This window comes from Ruminococcus sp., from assembly GCF_016287535.1.
In the GTDB taxonomy this organism is placed as follows: Bacteria; Bacillota; Clostridia; order Oscillospirales; family Ruminococcaceae; genus Ruminococcus.
Genome location: NZ_JAEFAJ010000020.1, coordinates 14,456 through 29,741, shown reverse-complemented (window position 1 = coordinate 29,741; position 15,286 = coordinate 14,456). Strand labels below are relative to the sequence as shown.

The following is a 15,286-nucleotide window of genomic DNA, read 5'->3' as shown; positions in this document are numbered from 1 at the left end:
TTTGTTATGTAAAATAATGCAGTAAATTTTAATAAACTATGACACGATAAGTCACATTTCAGCAAAAAGGGACGGAGAATTTTTCTCCGTCCCTTAGTATGATTATTACTTGTCACAGCAGTATGCTGCGATAGCAGCCGCTGTGAACTCCGCTGTTCCCTTGCCGCCTGCCTTGTCAATATTTTCAGCTATCTCTCCGCCTCCTGCGTACATTCTTCCAAGACCTGAGAGTATCTTAGCGGTACAGGTGTAGAGGTGCTCGGTTATGAAGCCCTGAAGCTTCTTCACCATAGCCTGCGCTTCTGGGCTTTCGGGGCTGCCGTTTTTCAGCTCTCCGAACTCTGCGAACAGCCCCATGAATCTCTCCATGAGCTCCTGCTCTTCCTCCGGAGTACGGCTTTGCTCCTTTTCCTTTAATTCTTTATATTCGGGAGTATCCCCCCACTGTTCCTTTGCTCTTTTTGCGTATTCATCAAGCTTAGATCTGTCAAATGCAGAAAAATCCACTGCTCTCACTCCTATCAGTTTTATTCCACGAGCGAATGCGATAAGATATTCAAGCCGCTGCTTTTTCAGCTCCAGCAGCTCTATCTGCTGCTCCAGAGCCTTTTTCCGGTCAAAATCCGGACTGCTAACTATGCTGACTATATCCTTCAGCGGAAACTCCAGTTCGCGGAAAAGCAATATCTGCTGGAGCCTTTCCAGAGCTGTATCGTCATACAGCCTGTAACCTCCCTCGGTATGATCCGCAGGCGGCAGAAGCCCGATCTCGTCGTAATACCGCAGAGTGCGTATACTCACTCCCGTCAGCTCGCTGACTTCCTTGACCGTCATCATGTTATCCACTCCTCTCGTGTGATCTCAGTATAGACCATGACGTAACGTGAGAGTCAATAGTATTTTTCATCATTGTAGGAACTCACAAAAAAACCGCTTCTGATTTGTACAGCTTACTCAATGGGTATCCATATCTGGCTCTTATAGTCCGGAGAAGTCATATCTCCGTCAGGATAAGCCTCGATATCCATTTCATATGTTGGCTTATAGCCCGATGTAGGGAAGAACTCCGCGCACAGCTCATGCCAGAGCTTCTGTATGGCGTCGGGCATAGCCCCCCTGCACTCAGCCACTACCCATTTCCTTGCAGGAATAGTATTTACACGATAGCCATCGGGAGCTGCCGTATCCGGAGCACACTGCACCGCGATACCATAGTCGAATTCCTCACTGTCCGTATGTCCGTTTCCGTAGCAGGTGCCCAAAACGTATTCCCTGTCCGACGCATAGCCAAGGAGAGTATCTATCACTCCCTCCTTGGTCGCTCTGCTCCAGAATTCGGGAATGGTGTTCAGATTCTGCGCTCCCGCGACTGTATGGCGCTCCACCTTTTCGAGAACTGTGAACGCCTCTTTCTCAATTATCCTGTACTCCATTGTATTACCGCCTTTCAGTATTATCTGCACTCTGAGGCGTGAAAATGACCTGAGTCCCGCTTTTCTTTGTCTTGCTTCCGTCGGCGTTATGCCGTGGAAAGCTGTAAAGGCACGGGTGAAGCTGTCAGGGGAGCTGTAGCCGTATTTCATGGCTATATCTATGACCTTTTCATCTGTTGAGACAATATCATTTCCCGCAAGAGACAGTCTCCTGCTGCGGATATACTCACCTAAGGTAAGTCCGCACAGCGCTCCGAAAATACGCTGGAAGTAGAAAGCCGAACAAGCCGCGCGCGCTGCGATATCATTATAGTCCAGCTCCTCGGTGATATTGTCCTCGATGTAGTCGATAGCACTCTGTATGCCCTCTGTCCAGTTCATTGTCATTCCTCCTCTCGTGTGATCTCATTGTATCATAAAGGCGGTACACTGTCCCGACAATTTGTGCGCTCTTGTGTCAGACAACTATATCGGCAGCCGAAAACAATACAGCTTTTCCGGATATCTTCACTCTTTCGCCGATCACCTCACAGCGCAGTACGCCTGTTCTGCTTGAAGCCTGAAATGCCGTGATACTGCTCTTGTTCAGCCTTTTGCTCCAGTACGGCGCTATCATGCAGTGCGCTGAGCCTGTTACGGGATCTTCGGTTATACCATATCTCGGAGCAAATACCCTTGATACGCAGTCATGCTCCCTGCCTCTTGCGGTCACGGCTATACAGGCACCGTCAAGCCTTGAAAGAAGTTCAGTATCAGGCTGAAGCGTTCTCACTTCGTCCTCGTCACGAAGCACAAACATAATATCGCGGTCACGGTAAGCCGCTATTGGTACAGCTCCAAGAGCTTCGATCATACGGTCGGTTATCTCAATATGTTCAGGTCTGTAAGCAGGAAAGTCCATTTCTATAAGCTCACCGGAGCGCTTTACCGTAAAGCTGCCCTTAGCTGTTTCAAAAACTATGCTTTCACTGCCCTGCTCATAAAAGGTGAAGATCACAAATGCAGCACCGAGAGTGGCGTGTCCGCAGAAGTCAACTTCGCCCTTCGGTGCGAACCAGCGCAGCCTGTAACCATTCCCGTTCTTTACGGCAAAAGCTGTTTCCGAAAGATTATTCTCCGCAGCTATATCCTGCATGAGCCTGTCATCGGGAAAGCTGTCCGTAACGCAGACCGCCGCCGGATTGCCGCTGAAAAGCCTGTCCGTAAAGGCGTCAACTATATACTGTTTCATCTCTGCCCCTCTCAGCTTTGTTTCTTCACAGGGTGTCGGATAACTGTTTTCAGCTTTTCGGGAGCGGTTTTTCTTGGGTCTGAAAGGTATATCTCATGGTGCTGACGTTTTTCCGTAATGTCGGTATCGTAGCCGCTGTCTGCGGCAAAGTCGTCCATAAGCGCCACAGTTGCAGGCTCGTCGTCATACGGTCCCAGATGCATACACTGAACGCAGAGCCCCTCCTCATATGTTATGAACTCCACTTTGGAAAAGTCACGCTTTTTCTTCTCAGCCGCCTGCGCGACCGCCCACTCGAAATCCTTCTTCGTCACAAAGTCGGGAACTCTTATCATAGCCGTCCACACGAGGTCGCTCTTGCGGCTGTAGTCGATACCGACTCTGCCCTTCTGCTCCCATAATCCCTCAAGAGGAGGAACTACATAGTCGAAATAGCCCTCGATACGATAGTCGGTCTTCCTGCTCATTTTTATGGTGTAGGCGATACCGTAGAGAAGCTCCAGAGCCTCCTTGTACTCGCCGCCCTCCTCATTCGGGTCGCCCTTTCCTCTGACTGCGATGAAGCTCATTGGCGGTATATCCACTATCTCAGGTTTGTTTTTTGGCAAGTAGTATTCCTTGTATTCCTTCTTGTAATCAAACGCCATAGCCGAATCTCCTCTCAATAATGTAAAAAAAGTATACCATACAACTGTCCCCGTGTCAATCAGCAGAAACGTGACGAAAGCGATTGACCTTTTCTGCAATAAATGCTATAATGGATTCATCAAATCGTTTGCGAGGAAATAACATGGACAAGAACAAAAACGCCATATTGTCCCTTCATGAGATAGCAGAATCCGATATGTCCGAGGCTGAGTTCCTTCAGGCTGTGGAAAACAACATGATACCTCTGAAGGAGTTTTTCACATACTATAAATGCGCCATAATGGAGATAGAGACAAAATTCCGCGTGCTGAACGAGCAGTTTTCCATAAACGGCGAAAGCAATCCCATTGAGTTCATACAGTCAAGGATAAAGAACTACGGCAGTATTTACCGCAAGATAATCTCACGGAACATACCACGGAATCTTGAAGCTATCGGTGAGAACATCTCAGACATTGCAGGCATAAGAGTAGTATGCTCATTTGTGCAGGACATCTACCGTCTTGCGGATTGTTTTCTGAAACAGGACGATATTTTCCTTATAGAGAAAAAGGATTACATAGAGAATCCCAAGCCCAACGGCTACAGAAGTCTGCATCTTATAGTTGAAGTTCCTATATTCCTTGAAAACGAAAAGCGCCTTGTGAAAGCCGAGGTGCAGCTCCGCACGATCGCTATGGACTTCTGGGCGAGCCTTGAACACAAGCTCCGCTATAAGAAGGATCTCCCTCAGAACAAGCTGGATATGCTCACTGATGATCTGAAAAAATGCGCAGACCAGAGCGCCGAGTGGGACATACGTATGCAGGATATCAAAAATATAATAGAGAATGACTGAGCAAAGCCCATTTTCATGTTATGAAAATGGGCTTTTTTGGTAAAATCCGTCTTAAAATGATACTATCATACCCTTTTCGTTTTTTTCTTCAAAAAATAGTTGCAATTTCACAACATTCATGTTATATTAAACATAATGGCAGACTATCAACAGCGTTTTCATGTAAATGATCAACAAAGAAATATTAACAAATATGCTGTTGCGGACTGCAAAAAATTGAATGGACGGAAACTGATTCCGTCAGGGGGAATTAAAATCCAAAGGAGGAATTACTTATGAAACGTATCGTTTCAGCAGCTGTCGCACTAATGACAGCCGCATCCGCAGGAACAATGTTTCCTGCGTCAGTCACAGCCGCCGGCGTATCATTCACCGGAAATGAGTGGACAGGAAAAAACGGCGCGGAAGACGTTTTCGCAGTCAACCGCGAATCCGCTTCATGCAACCCTGTCCCCTATCAGGATACAGAAACAGCAGTAAACGCAGTATGGGACTACAATACCCGTGAACAGTCTGACTATATGCAGATGCTCACAGGCGCAAACGAGGACTGGGATTTAGTGGTAGTCCAGAACTCTCAGCAGGCTCAGTCACATATCAATGCCGGCTGCCTGAAATCCGACTATCAGCCCTCTTCGGGTCAGGGCTGGAAGACCGTGCAGCTGCCGAAGAGCTGGACCTGTCAGGGCTTCGACTACTCTATCTATACAAATATAAACGAACCCTGGCAGGCAAAGTACGACAGCAATGTCCCCGCGCCCCAGGCTCCCACAAATTACAATCCCGTCGGTCTTTACCGCAGGAAGTTCACTGTTGACAGTTCTCTCCGCCAGTCAGGCAGACGGATATACATAGAATTCGACGGAGTTGAGTCCGCATACTATGTATATATAAACGGTCAGGCGGTAGGCTACAGCGAGGATACATTCAGTCCTCACCGCTTTGACGTCACAGACTATCTCACCGGCGGCGAGAACACTCTTGCCGTAGAGGTACATAAATTCTGCGACGGCACATGGTTCGAGGATCAGGATATGATCTACGACGGCGGCATCTTCCGTGATGTTTTCCTTGTAAGCGCTCCCGACGTACAGATCAGTGACTACACAGTCCGCACCGACCTTGATGATTCATATACGAATGCCAGCCTTGAGATATCAATGGATATCCGCAATCTCTCCGGCAATGCAAAGAACGGCTGGAGCGTGACCGCCGAAGCCTACGATGAAACAGGCAGCAGCATACTGAGCGGCGCTTCCGTAAAGCTTGACGAGCTTATTTCAGGCAGAGACGGCAGTGCTGTCATCAGGACCGATGTAAGGTCTCCCAAGCTCTGGTCTGCCGAAACTCCGAATATCTACGCTCTCGTCCTGAAGCTCACGGACAGCAGCGGCAATGTGCAGGAGATACTCTCCTCTCAGCTTGGTTTCCGCGAAATAGGCTTCACTCCCGCAGAAGTGGACTGGGCATACAATGTGACCACCAAGAACTGGCAGCCCATAACCATAAACGGAAAGAGGCTCCTGCTCAAAGGCGTCAACCGCCACGATACTGACCCTTTCAATGGCAAAGCCATACCTCAGGAGACTATGCGTGAGGACGTTACACTCATGAAACAGAATAACGTAAACGCCATAAGAACTTCTCACTACAGCAACGACTCATACCTTTACTGGCTCTGCAACAAGTACGGTATGTACGTTATGGGCGAGACGAATATGGAGTGCCACGCCCTGCAGGACGGAACGAACAATAATACAAAGGCACTGTTCTATGAACTGGCTATGGACAGAACAGAAACAGCCTACAAGCGCCTGAAGAACAATCCTTCCATCGTTGCATGGTCCATCGGAAATGAAATGGGCTACACAGGAAACGCAAGCGACGCAGGCGGTATGTTCAGGGATATGATATGGTATTTCAAAAAGAACGACGGCACACGTCCCGTTCACAGTGAAGGACAGGGCTTTGGCATGGGCGTTGATATGGGCAGCAATATGTATCCCGGCTCAGATGTTATCGGTAACAACGCCGGCAACGGCAAAATGCCCTATGTCATGTGCGAATACGACCACGCTATGGGCAACTCTGTAGGCGCTCTCAAGGAATACTGGGACGTAATAAGAAGCGCTGACAATATGCTGGGCGGCTTCATCTGGGACTGGGTCGACCAGTCAAGAGCCGTTAAACTGCCAGACGGCGGCTGGGATTACTACTCCGAGCCATATGCAAAGACCAACCTGTATTCCGAAGAAGCCAAGGGTAACTACTACGGCTACGGCGGCGACTGGGGCGACTGGCCCAATGACAACAGCTTCTGTGAAAATGGACTTATCAGCCCTGACAGGACCCCTCAGCCTGAGCTTGCGGAGGTAAAGTACCAGTATCAGAGCTTCTGGTTCTCAGCTGACTCCGTTCAGCTCGGCAAGCAGGAGGTATCGGTATACAACGAGAACAATTTCCTGAATATAAACGACTTTGACGTGACCTGGACCCTGCTGAAAAACGGTATCGCCATAAACAGCGGAACCGTTGAGAACGCTGATGTCGCACCGCTCACAAAAGGAACTCTGAAAGTTCCGTTTGAGTTACCGGCAAAGTCTCTCGCAGGTGATGAGTATTATCTCGATATGTCTGTAAAGGTAAAGAACGGCACAGACCTTCTCCCCAAAGGCACAGAGATATCATACGGACAGATAGCTCTTTCCGCTAACGGAACTGCCGCAAGGTATGACAGAGGCAGCGACGCTGTCACGATCGTCGAGACACCGGATTCATTCGTTCCCACAAATAAGTATTTCAACTTCATGATAGAGAAATCTACAGGTCTGCTGAAAAGCTACTCTTACAGAGGCGATACTCTAATCGCGGAAGGACCCTCTCCCAACTTCTGGCGCGGCAACGTGGAGAACGATACCGGCTGGGCAGCAAAAGGAGAATTCGACGACAAGTGGCGCGACGCAATGAAAGGCGCAGTCTGTGACGGCATAGACGTCAGTGACATTGGCGGCGGCGAGAAAATGCTCGTCTCTCACCTTTCTCTACCGAATGCGGGCAATACAAAGGTCGATATATCATATACCGTACACTGCGACGGAAGCGTTGATATTGAATTCAATGTTGACGCAACAAAGGCAGGTCTCGGCAACTTTATCCGCGTTGGTTCAATTATGAAGCTCCCTGAAGGTGCCGAAAAGCTCAGCTGGTACGGAAACGGTCCCGCTGAGACCTTCAACGACCGCAAGACAAACGGCAGAAAGGGCGTATGGGAGAGTACCGTATCCGATATGTTCTATCCCTACATGAAGGCTGACGACTGCGGAAATCTCACAGATGTCAAATGGATAGCGGTACAGAACGAAAGCAAGAACATGAGTCTGCTCATATCAGCAGAGGGCACAGTGGAAGCAAGCGCTCTCCACTTTACTCCCGAAGATCTCCAGAACGCGGATCACCCTTATAAGCTCAGTCCGAGAAAGGAGACCATTCTCAGCGTTGACTACGGCTCAATGGGTACCGGAAGCGCTACCTGCGGTCAGGCTACTCTTGAAAAATACCGTCTCTCATCAGGAAGACAGTATAACTGGAAATATACCATAGTGCCCGTTCCATCTGCAAGCACAGGTCAGGAAATGACCACTATCTGCGCTAAGATCCGTTCCGACGGAGCTGTCGTACAGGATAAGAGCAGTAACGCTATCACGGTTCCTGTATCGTCAGGCGCAAAGCTCGGACATAGTGACGACGGAAACTATATATCAGGCTCAGTGAGCATACCTCACAACAGCAGGCTCGACTCCGCACTGGAGGGCAGCAATTCATTTACTGTGGAAGTAAACGTCGTACCGACAGGCGTACAGCAGTACAATATGCTCGCAGGAAAGGGCGATTACGCATTCGGTCTGAGAACAGAGACGGGAACTATTGATTTCTTCGTATACGCAGGCGGAGAATGGCGCAGTCTTTACTACGAAACGGACGTCAGCGCAGCTTCCGGCTGGATAGGAAAAATGCATCAGATCGCCGGAATATACGATGCTGATAACAATATGCTGCGGCTGTACGCTGACGGCAAGATGGTCGCAGAAAAGTCGGCAGGCACAACAGCCGGCGTGGCACATTCGGACTATAATCTCACTCTCGGCGCCTGCCCCGACACGGGAAGGAACTCTCAGGCAAACTTCTACGAAATGAGAGTATACAGCAAAGCGCTCACCGCTTCAGAGCTTGCTTCACAGAACACCTCCTCGCCCAAATATGCCCCCGACAGCGAATACGTACAGCTCTGGCTGGACTTTGACAATATTGCGGATGCTCCGGAGGATATCACGGATCCCGGAATATTATACGGCGACGCAAACTGCGACGGCGGAGTTGATATGTCAGACGCGGTCCTCATAATGCAAAGCCTTGCCAATCCGAACAAATACGGCGTTGACGGCACTGACAAAAACCATATCACAGAGCAGGGACAGCTCAACGGCGACGTTGACCTCTCCGTAAAGGGCATAACCTCAAATGACGCTCTGCGCATACAGGAATACCTCCTCGGCAAGATAAAGTCTCTTGCTCCGTGACCGCAGAAAGCCGCATAACTTCATACAGATACAGCTCCGAGGCACTGCCCCGGAGCTTATTTTTTCATTCTCACGCTTTACACAGACGTGTTTATATGCTACAATATTCCGGAGGTGATAATTTGGACATTAATTACATTCACGAGCCTACCGACCTGCAGTGCGGACAGGCTGTACTGGCTATGGTTCTCGGAAAGACTCCGGAGTATATATGCAGTCTACTCGGAAATGACCGCGAAACTGATCTGAGGGAGATGAAACAGACCTTCCGTGCTCACGGAGTTTTTGTCTCGGACGAGCGCAGACAGGTGCAGCACAGGGAAGAACTGCCTCCGCTGGCACTGCTGAGCCTTGAAACTCCACGCTGCTGGCACTGGTCGCTTTACTGTGACGGCACATTCTATGATCCCGAACACGGCGTTATGGACGATTTTCCCCAATCAGCAAGGAAGTACTACTGGGAGCTGAAAGTACAGCCATAATCTCCGCTGCTGTTCTGATACAGACATTCTGTCATGCAGCCCTCCTGAAAACGTGATTTTTCAACGAAAATCCCTTCTGCAGACAAACATTTTTTTCTTTTCTCCACAGGATAATATCAATTGACACATTTCGTCAAAAGTGGTATAATAAATATACGTATATATATTGGGAGGAAACAGCATTGAAAATTCACAGATCGGCATACATACTCATGGCGGCTTCAATTCTTGCAGGCACGGCAGGCTGCTCGAAAACAGAGAACGTCCTGAACTCGCAAATAGATCCCCTTGCGTTCAACGCAGCGCCTGAAAGCGTTACTTTTGACTGGCAGGAAGCATATGAGAAACAGCTCAGCGAGTTCAAAAAATCAGACAAATACTCTGAGGACTCAAGATTCGATCTCAGGGACATCACAAACGACAATATCCCAGAGCTTATAATCTCGCCGTCATCGGACTCATCAACACGCTGCGACATATATTTTGCTCTCGGTTCTTCAGTTGATATACTCACCTCATGCGGAGCCTGCGGCGAATTTGATTTCATACCGTCAATACTCTTCATAGGCTACCACTATGAAGGCGACGGCTTTACAGTAGGCGAATACCAGAAATTTTCCGAGGGCTTCTACAATTCCGAGGTCAGCTACTACACCAACGTCGGAAGCGCCTCTGCCGGAGCTGCTATAAGATACGAGATAAACGGAAACAGCGTTTCACTTGCCGAATATGAGGAGACTGTAGCGGCTTATCAGAATGAACAGTCCTACAAGCTCGGCAGAAAGTACACTTTTGGTGATGACGCAATAAATTACGCGATCCACTGCAGTGAAAGCTGGAGCAAGGTGCTTACAGGCGACCAGAAACTGAAATACAGGGAAAGCGTTTCCCAATATATAGACACCGGTACATACCCGAACGCAGCGTTTGAGATAGCCGATCTTGACATGAACGGGCTGCCTGAGGTAGTGATATCTACCGGTACAGATGACGAAGAGGCAACAAGGATACTCTATCTTGACGAAGAAGGCGTACAGACTCTCAATGTTTCCAATGACTATGACGGCTGCATACGCTTCGACATCAGCAAAGAGGTATTCTATTCCGGCAGCGAAAAGCGCAGATGCTGGTCACTGGCAGAAGGTGATGTAAACGGCTTCAAGCCTTCAGACAGTATAATGGTCTGCGGAAGGAAATACGAACTCAATAAAAACAACGTGGACCTTGCCTTTTCCTGATGAGGTAAAAAATGGCTAAATCAAAATATATCTACACCTGCAATCAATGCGGCTACGAAAGCACAAAATGGAACGGCAAATGTCCTTCATGCGGTGCATGGAACAGCTTTGAAGAGGATATCGCGGACACAGCTCCTGCCGGTTCACGCTCCGTTATTTCTTCCGGAGCTGCTCCGGACCTTTCCGACAGCATACTTGAGCTTGAGGACATAGGAGCAGACAGCGACGTCCGCTATGATACAGGTACCGGAGAGCTGAACAGAGTCCTCGGAGGAGGCCTTGTAAAAGGCTCTCTTGTTCTTCTCGGCGGCGAGCCGGGTATAGGAAAAAGTACGATACTTCTTCAGATATGCCAGTTTCTCGGCGAAGAACATTCCGTACTCTATATCTCCGGCGAGGAATCCGCAAGACAGATAAAGCTCCGCGCAAAGCGCCTCGGAGTTGATACCGAGAATCTGTACATACTCACAGCCACCGACGCGGAAGCTGTCGCTCAGACTATCGCTTCCAGCGCTCCTGACATCGCTATTATAGATTCCATACAGACCATGAGCATAAGCCGTATAAATTCAAGTCCCGGAAGCATAACCCAGGTGAGGGAATGCACGAATCTGTTCATGCATACTGCCAAGAATCAGGAAATACCGATAATCATCGTAGGTCACGTCAATAAGGACGGCGCTATAGCCGGTCCTAAGGTAATGGAACATATAGTTGACGCAGTGCTGTATTTCGAGGGCGAACGCCATCAGAGCTACCGTATTCTCCGCGCCGTAAAGAACCGTTTCGGCTCGACGAATGAGATAGGCGTTTTTGAGATGATGGACAAGGGGCTCCGCGAGGTCTCCAACCCCTCTCAGATGCTCCTCGCGGGCAGACCCCATAATGTATCGGGTACCTGCGTTTCCTGCGTTATGGAGGGCAGCAGGCCAATACTTGCGGAAGTGCAGGCTCTTGCGGCAAAGACAAGCTATTCAGCACCCCGCCGCATGGTAACAGGCTTCGACTTCAACAGGCTGAATATTATCATCGCAGTCCTTGAAAAGCGCCTCGGCATATTCATGGGTACCCTCGACGTTTACCTCAATATCGTAGGCGGTTTCAGACTTGACGAACCGGCAGGCGACCTGCCTGTTGCAATGGCTCTGTACTCTGGTATAATGGACAAGCAGATAGATGAGGAACTTGTAGCCTTCGGCGAGATCGGACTCGGCGGCGAGATACGCTCCGTGTCACATATAGTCCAGCGTATACGCGAGGCTGAACGCATGGGCTTCAGGACCTGTGTCGTACCTAAGCAGTCCATGTCATCAATTGATCCCAGTGATTACGATATAGAGATAATCCCCGCCGGCACGCTGAAACAGGCATTCGCCGTTATAAAATAAAAAAGTATATAAATATTTTGGTGGTTTATTGTACATACGGCGTTCGCAATTGCTTATTATACCACAAATCCAAATTCGGTCAAGGCCAAGACAAGCGCCATAAATGGCGGTCTTGACAGAATTTGGATTTGTAGTTTCGGGCAATTACTCAAACGCCCGGCAATTCCCGACCACCAAAAAGATTATTTACCCCACAAAAAAAGTGTACTCATAAATGAGTACCACACAGAAATATGTAGAACCTTAACTGGAGGAATGACAACTTGATAATAAAAAAATACTCTGCCGCTCTGCTCGCACTGAGCATTATTCTCACAGGCTGCGGCGGTGCTTCTTCCCAGAATGAGAACGAAGTCACCGTGCCTTCTGCCGCTGAGGACACAGAAGCGGAAATAACAGATATACATACACTGATAACATCAGGCAATACCGTAACAGCAGCTGTCACATCCTTAACCGCTGCTAAAGCAGATACCGCAACTACCGGTACCGCTGCTGCCGCTCAGGAATCACAGGGCACGGAAAAGGCAGCGGAAGTGACATATGCACAGCAGCTCCCGACAGAGGCTGCTCCGGAAATTCAGCCCGAAAATGATGAACAGGACATAAATGTGCCTGTAAATACTGAAGCGCTGTCGTTTGAAGACGCAGTAACTTCCACCACCGCATTCGTAACTACAACTACTCTCCTGACAGCAACTACTATTGTTACCTCGCTTGCCCAGACCACTACAACGATAACTGCAAGTCTGCTCCCTAAGGTGGTTCTTGACGGTCTTACTCTCGAACAGAAGGTTTGTCAGATGTTCATGGTAACGCCGGAAGCTCTCACAGGCATTTCGCCCATGACAGAAGTTGGCAGCGGAACTCAGAAAGCCATAGCGGATTATCCCGTGGGAGGTATCATTTACTTTGCGAAGAATATGACCTCACAGGAGCAGATGAAAAAAATGATAAGCACCACACAGGGATATGCTGAGGGAGCCTGCGGTATAGGGCTTTTCACCGCCGTTGACGAAGAGGGCGGAGAGGTCGCTCGCTGTGCGCAGAAGCTCGGTACGACCAGATTCGAGAGCATGGCTCATTACGGAGTGCTGAACGACAGCAGGACCGCATATAATATCGGCAGCACGATCGGAAAAGACCTTAAAGGGCTTGGCTTCAATGTTGACTTTGCTCCCGTTGCAGATGTGAATATATGCAGCGCTAATGAACTCGGCAGCCGCATATTCAGTGACGACCCGAAGATCGTTGCGAATATGGCTTCCGGTGTAGTAAAAGGGCTACAGGACGAGGGAGTATGCGCTACCCTTAAACACTTCCCCGGACTTGGCGCAGAAAACGGCAATACACATACCAATTCGACAGTAGTAATAGACCGCACAGTGGACGAGCTTCGCAAGACAGAGTTTATCCCCTTCAAAGACGGAATCGACGCAGGCGCTGACTTTGTGCTTGTAGGTCATCAGATAGTCACCGGTTTCGGAGATGAGCTCCCCTGCGACCTTTCATACAAAGCCGTTACGGAAATGCTCCGCAAGGAGCTGGGCTTTGAGGGTATAGCCATTACCGACTCCCAGCAGATGAATACCATATCCAAGGTCTATAGCTCAGGAGAAGCCGCAAAGCTCTCCATAAAGGCAGGTATAGATATCATACTCATGCCGGTAGACTACAGGTCGGCAGTGGACGAGGTATGCAGGGCTGTCCGCAGCGGAGAGATATCCGAGAAGCGCATAGACGAAAGCGTTATGCGAATACTCAGGAAAAAAATACAGCTCGGACTGCTGAAAAGTAAAACAACAGAATGACCGCGATCAGAGCCGCCTGTTTTACAGGCGGCTTGTTATATCACCAGATTACTATAATTCCCCATATTTTGCTATCATTTTTCAATGCATAAAGTTATAATAATACCATAAGAGAATTAATCCACTATCTAAGGAGAAAAAACATGAAAACAATGAAAGCTTTATCAATGCTCGCCGCTCTTTCAATGCTCGCCTGCACTGCGGGCTGCGGCAGCAGCAATACATCAAACTCCGGAAAGGCTCCGGAAGCAACTTCAGGAACTCCGGCAGAGACTGTTGAAGTCCCTGAGCTGGACGGCTATACCCTGCTATGGAACGACGAGTTCAGCGGCAGCGCCCTCGACGAGAGCAAGTGGAACTATGAGCCCCATGAGCCCGGCTGGACAAACGAGGAATTGCAGGAGTACACCACCTCGACAGACAACGTCTTTCTCCGTGACGGCAAGCTGGTAATAAAGGCGGTCAAGTCCGAGAAGGACGGCAAGGACTACTACACCTCAGGCAAAGTAACAGGTCAGAACAAGACCGATTTCACTTACGGAAAGATAGTTGCAAGCGCTAAAGTCCCAGAAGGACAGGGACTCTGGCCGGCTATATGGATGATGCCCAAGGACGAGAACTTCTACGGTCAGTGGCCAAAGTGCGGCGAGATCGACATTATGGAGGTTCTCGGAAACGATGTGAACACCGCATACGGCACTCTCCACTACGGTGAGCCCCACGGTGAAAAGCAGGGCACATGGGCTCTGACAGGTCAGTCCTACGCTGACAGCTTCCATGAGTATTCAGTAGAGTGGGAGCCCGGCGAGATACGCTGGTACATCGACGGCAACCTCTACAATACCGCAAACGACTGGTTCACAGCAGTACAGGGCGAGGACGAAAAGCCCTACCCTGCTCCCTTCGATCAGCCCTTCTTTGTTCAGATGAACCTTGCTGTAGGCGGAACATGGCCCGGAGATCCAGACGCTTCAACAGATTTTGACAAGGCTGAATTCGAGATAGACTACGTAAGAGTATATCAGAAGCCTGAATATGATACAAATGTCAAAAAGCCTGCAAAGGCATTCCGTGAGGCTCAGGAGGACGGCAACTATATATTCAACGGCGACTTCTCCGAGGCTGAGGACCTTACAGATGACGTAAACTGGAAGTTCCTCCTCTTCAACGGCGGCGAGGGAGCTGCCGAGATAAGGGACAACATGATAGTCATCACCTCTGAAAAGGAAGGAACAGAGGACTATTCAGTACAGCTCGTGCAGCCGGATCTTCCTATGATAAAGGGCAAAAAATACCGTGTTACCTTCGACGCATATGCCGATGAAGAGCGCGATATCATAGTATGTGTTTCCGCCCCATCCGCAGGCTGGATCCGCTACCTGCAGGATACCAAGCTTCAGGTAACTCCTGAAAAGCAGACCTTCACCTATGACTTTGAAATGAAGGAAAAGGACGACAACAACGGACGTCTTGAATTCAATCTCGGTCACAGAGGCTCGACCGCAACAGTATATATATCCAATGTCAGAGTCGAAGAGATAAAGTAAAACTTTTCGTTCACCATATAGAATCAGCCGATATCCCATCATCGGCTGATTTTTTTGCTTTTATCGTACTTTTCTACTAAATTTACTTGAAAT

Annotated in this window: 11 protein-coding genes; 7 read left to right on the top strand and 4 right to left on the bottom strand. The window is 49.0% G+C overall.

The annotated features are described in order from the left end of the window. Positions 1-105: 105 nt before the first annotated feature. From QZZ36_RS08645 to QZZ36_RS08630, 4 genes are all read right to left on the bottom strand, one after another. Positions 106-837 (bottom strand): MerR family transcriptional regulator, encoded by a 732-nt coding sequence (locus tag QZZ36_RS08645; protein ID WP_295080049.1) that lies wholly within the window; start codon positions 835-837, stop codon positions 106-108. A 113-nt stretch (positions 838-950) separates the two neighbouring features. Continuing rightward, the gene (locus QZZ36_RS08640; protein WP_295080046.1) at positions 951-1,814 is read right to left on the bottom strand and encodes an AraC family transcriptional regulator; all 864 of its coding nucleotides are present in this window, start codon (positions 1,812-1,814) and stop codon (positions 951-953) included. Between the two features lie 76 nt (positions 1,815-1,890). Then, positions 1,891-2,664: a PhzF family phenazine biosynthesis protein gene (locus QZZ36_RS08635; protein WP_295080043.1), complete on the bottom strand. Its 774-nt coding sequence runs from the start codon at positions 2,662-2,664 to the stop codon at positions 1,891-1,893. A gap of 11 nt (positions 2,665-2,675) precedes the next feature. Beyond that, on the bottom strand, positions 2,676-3,311 hold the full coding sequence (locus tag QZZ36_RS08630) for a GyrI-like domain-containing protein (protein WP_295080039.1): 636 nt from the start codon (positions 3,309-3,311) through the stop codon (positions 2,676-2,678). 143 nt (positions 3,312-3,454) lie between these two features. On the opposite strand from QZZ36_RS08630, the gene QZZ36_RS08625 reads away from it, so the two are divergent. From QZZ36_RS08625 to QZZ36_RS08595, 7 genes are all read left to right on the top strand, one after another. Next, a complete protein-coding gene (locus tag QZZ36_RS08625) occupies positions 3,455-4,150 on the top strand; it encodes a GTP pyrophosphokinase family protein (RefSeq protein ID WP_295080036.1) in 696 nt (231 codons plus the stop codon). Between the two features lie 275 nt (positions 4,151-4,425). Then, on the top strand, positions 4,426-8,727 hold the full coding sequence (locus QZZ36_RS08620) for a glycoside hydrolase family 2 TIM barrel-domain containing protein (RefSeq protein WP_295080033.1): 4,302 nt from the start codon (positions 4,426-4,428) through the stop codon (positions 8,725-8,727). A gap of 122 nt (positions 8,728-8,849) precedes the next feature. After that, a complete protein-coding gene (locus QZZ36_RS08615) occupies positions 8,850-9,209 on the top strand; it encodes a hypothetical protein (protein ID WP_295080030.1) in 360 nt (119 codons plus the stop codon). 182 nt (positions 9,210-9,391) lie between these two features. Next, entirely contained in the window at positions 9,392-10,447 is a 1,056-nt protein-coding gene (locus QZZ36_RS08610; protein WP_295080025.1) for a hypothetical protein, read from the top strand. Positions 10,448-10,458: 11 nt separating this feature from the next. Further along, positions 10,459-11,835, top strand: a complete 1,377-nt coding sequence (radA, locus tag QZZ36_RS08605) for a DNA repair protein RadA (protein ID WP_295080022.1) — start codon at positions 10,459-10,461, stop codon at positions 11,833-11,835. Between the two features lie 263 nt (positions 11,836-12,098). Continuing rightward, entirely contained in the window at positions 12,099-13,646 is a 1,548-nt protein-coding gene (locus tag QZZ36_RS08600; RefSeq protein ID WP_295080019.1) for a glycoside hydrolase family 3 protein, read from the top strand. 143 nt (positions 13,647-13,789) lie between these two features. Next, a complete protein-coding gene (locus tag QZZ36_RS08595; RefSeq protein WP_295080016.1) occupies positions 13,790-15,193 on the top strand; it encodes a family 16 glycosylhydrolase in 1,404 nt (467 codons plus the stop codon). Positions 15,194-15,286 lie beyond the last annotated feature (93 nt).

Excerpts from the sequence above, each read along its gene's own strand:
- QZZ36_RS08645 (WP_295080049.1), bottom strand. The coding sequence starts at position 837 with ATGATGACGGTCAAGGAAGTCAGCGAGCTGACGGGAGTGAGTATACGC.
- QZZ36_RS08640 (WP_295080046.1), bottom strand. The coding sequence starts at position 1,814 with ATGAACTGGACAGAGGGCATACAGAGTGCTATCGACTACATCGAGGAC.
- QZZ36_RS08635 (WP_295080043.1), bottom strand. The coding sequence starts at position 2,664 with ATGAAACAGTATATAGTTGACGCCTTTACGGACAGGCTTTTCAGCGGC.
- QZZ36_RS08630 (WP_295080039.1), bottom strand. The coding sequence starts at position 3,311 with ATGGCGTTTGATTACAAGAAGGAATACAAGGAATACTACTTGCCAAAA.
- QZZ36_RS08625 (WP_295080036.1), top strand. The coding sequence starts at position 3,455 with ATGGACAAGAACAAAAACGCCATATTGTCCCTTCATGAGATAGCAGAA.
- QZZ36_RS08620 (WP_295080033.1), top strand. The coding sequence starts at position 4,426 with ATGAAACGTATCGTTTCAGCAGCTGTCGCACTAATGACAGCCGCATCC.
- radA (WP_295080022.1), top strand. The coding sequence starts at position 10,459 with ATGGCTAAATCAAAATATATCTACACCTGCAATCAATGCGGCTACGAA.
- QZZ36_RS08595 (WP_295080016.1), top strand. The coding sequence starts at position 13,790 with ATGAAAACAATGAAAGCTTTATCAATGCTCGCCGCTCTTTCAATGCTC.